Source organism: Stenotrophomonas sp. 05L44_2 (assembly GCF_056665995.1).
Window position 1 is genome coordinate 1 of sequence record NZ_JBFTNR010000540.1, and the last position, 2,876, is coordinate 2,876.

The 2,876-nt window shown below is 63.9% G+C and carries 1 pseudogene; it reads left to right on the top strand.

The features are described from left to right. Positions 1–2,876: pseudogene (locus tag AC1VAN_RS17070) on the top strand (host specificity factor TipJ family phage tail protein); the annotation flags it as partial.

A 2,876-nucleotide genomic window follows, 5' to 3' on the forward strand; every position in this document is an offset into this window, starting at 1 on the left:
GGTGTGTATCGCGCCAACGGCAGCATCGTGGCCGGCATGGGCGCCAACCGCGGCCTGCGGGTAGGGGTGATCAATGCGGACAACAGCATCAGCAGTACCGCCGTATTCGACACGTACGGCAATCTGCAAGCTGAATCGGCCCGTTTCAACTCCTGGTACGACGAAACCCTGAAGGACAACCAGTACTTCATCGCCTATACGTCGGACGCGGTGGGGGCGATCAGCAGCGGCACCAACGCCGACACCATCGGCCTGCGCACCCGCCTGCTTGATGCCGGTCTTTCGCAGGAGAACCTTGCGGCGCTTTCCGGCGGACGGATGCTGGTGATGGTCGGGCGCAGGAAGAGTGGCGCCGGTGGCGGCAGGCAGATCCTGTCTCCGCCCCCGCTGGATGCCAGCCGCGTTGGCCTATGGGTGGAAATGACCATCACCCTGCTCAATGGTGTACCGACCGGATCGCAGGACTCGTCGGCGCTGGATCGTGCGTCGCGGGCCAATGCCGAAGCGCTGACCGGGCTGCGCACCGACGTGGGCAAGCTCGGTACCGACCTGGCATCTGCGGCAGACAGCATCACCAGCCTGGGTGCACGGATCGATACCTCCGTGGTGAGCAATGACAACCTGCTGCGCAACAGCACCTTCGCCGGCAGTGCCGCGTGGTGGACGTTGACCCGCACGCTGCCGGCAAACACCGTGGAATGGGTTAAGGCCTCTGGCCAAGGCGGCGATGCGTTGTTGATGACGCACGGCCCGCAGGCCGGCCAGAACCCGGTAATCACAGCCAATGACTCCCGGTGGCTGCCGGTGGCTGCCGGCAAGTCACGCCGGTACCGGATGGTGATGATCGCCCGCGCCTTTGATGGCGCAACGGCGACGCTGGTATGCCGCCTGAGGGTGCGCACCACGGGTGTTGGCGAAAGCCATGCGGACGTGACACTGAACCTGACCGACGGTGCCTGGAGAACCTACACAGCGGAGTGGTCGGCTGGGCTGGATCGCAATGAAGTGATGCCGCAGGTGCACCTGACCAATGCGAATGGCAAGGTGTTGTTCGACCGCGTCGAGCTCTATGACATCACCGATGCACAGGACATCGCAGGTAATGCCACGGCGATCTCCAACCTGCGCACCGACGTGGTGCAGCTTGGCGACCGCATCACCAGCAGTGCGGCCAATGTGGTCAAGCTGCAGTCGGATGTGCAGTCGGTTCTCAACGGAAGCGACAGCCTGTTCCCGCTGGGGGCGTTCGAAACCTTCCAGGACGGCCAACTGCTGGGTAGTGCGGCGGGCACGATCTACACCGCCCGCACCGATGCGCGCCGGACCGGTGAGCGTGGCCTGGATGTGAATGTCGCAGCCAACACCAGCCCGAACACGAATGCGGACATGTACGTTGGCCAGTGGACCCCAATCACCGGCAATCGTCGCATCTACGTGGAGTACTACGCGCGCCTGCATCCGGACAGCATCCAGCCGACCGGAGGCTCCATCAGGGTGGGCTGGCAGACCACGAACGAAGCCAACGCGGAAAGCTCGTGGCCATTGCAGGCCTACGCCCTTGCCTCCCTGCGCAAGGATGGGTGGACCAAGGTCAGCGGCTACATGAATACGGCGGTCTCTGCCGCGAAGTGGCGGATGCTCGTCAGCATCCCGGGTGGAAACGGCACACGGGAAGTGGGGGTGCGCGTCCAGGTTGATGACATCCGCATGATCGATGTCACCGATGCCTACGCTGCCCAGCAGAGCGCCGCTGCCAACGCAACGGCGGTGACTGCGCTGACCACGAAGGTGGATCAGCAGGGGGCGAAGGTCGATGCGCAGGCACAGCAGCTCACCGACCTGTCCAGCGGGCTGAAGGGCGTACTCAACACCGGCAGCGGTCTGCTGCCCAATCCCGATTTCGCAGAGGGCCTGGGAGGCTGGACCGCATCGGCAGCCGCCAACGGTGCAGTGTGGAGCACGGTCAATGGCGACGGCCGTCCGGGCGTGCTGCTCAATCGATATACCAGTGTGAATCCAACACTGCAGCCCAATGGCGGCAAGTGGGTGCCAATCAATGGTGCACGTCGATTGCGCGTGGTCGTACGTGCCTGTGGCGCAGGTGGGGCGAACAACCTGATGGTGCGGATGTATCGCAGGAGCGTCGCCGGGCAGCAGTCCAACCAGGACCTGCGTGCCGTGTTCGCTGTGGAGGCATTCGAGACCCGCACGTTTGATTTCGATGCGTTCAACAGCGGCATCGATGCGTGGCGGCTGAATGTGTACGCCTATCCGGACAACGGCCAGGTACGCGTGGACAGCGTGCAGGTGTACGACATCACCGATCAGTTGGCCAATGATGCCAATGCCTCGGCGATCAGCGGGCTCAGCACGTCCGTTGCGCAGCAGGGCAGCAAGCTGGACACCACCGCACGTGACCTGACCCAGCTCAAGACCCAGGTGGGGGATGTATCGGCCAGCGGCTTCTCGCAGCTGAAAAGCCAAGTGAGCCAGCAGGGAACGCAGATGACGGCGCTGTCCGGGCGCGTGGATGGCGTGCAGGCATCGTTGGGCGGCAAGGCGGATGCGGCGGTGGTTACCAGCATGCAGGCGCAGGTCAAGAACCTCGGATCGGGCGGCAACCTGCTGATGAACACCACCTTCCCGTTCTGGCAGCGCTCGGGTTGGGGCTGGGGAAGCAATCCCGGCGCACGCTGGTCCGAGCTGGGCAATCCCACCGGTGATGACAATTGGCATCCGAAGGGCATATTCGGGCTCGGATCTGTCACGGGTGGTGTTCTGGCCGCTGGTGCGATGGCTTGGTGGGGTACCGAGTACGACATCGCCATCGAGGGTGGCAAGACGTACTGCGCCTCTGCATGGATCAATGCCCATCG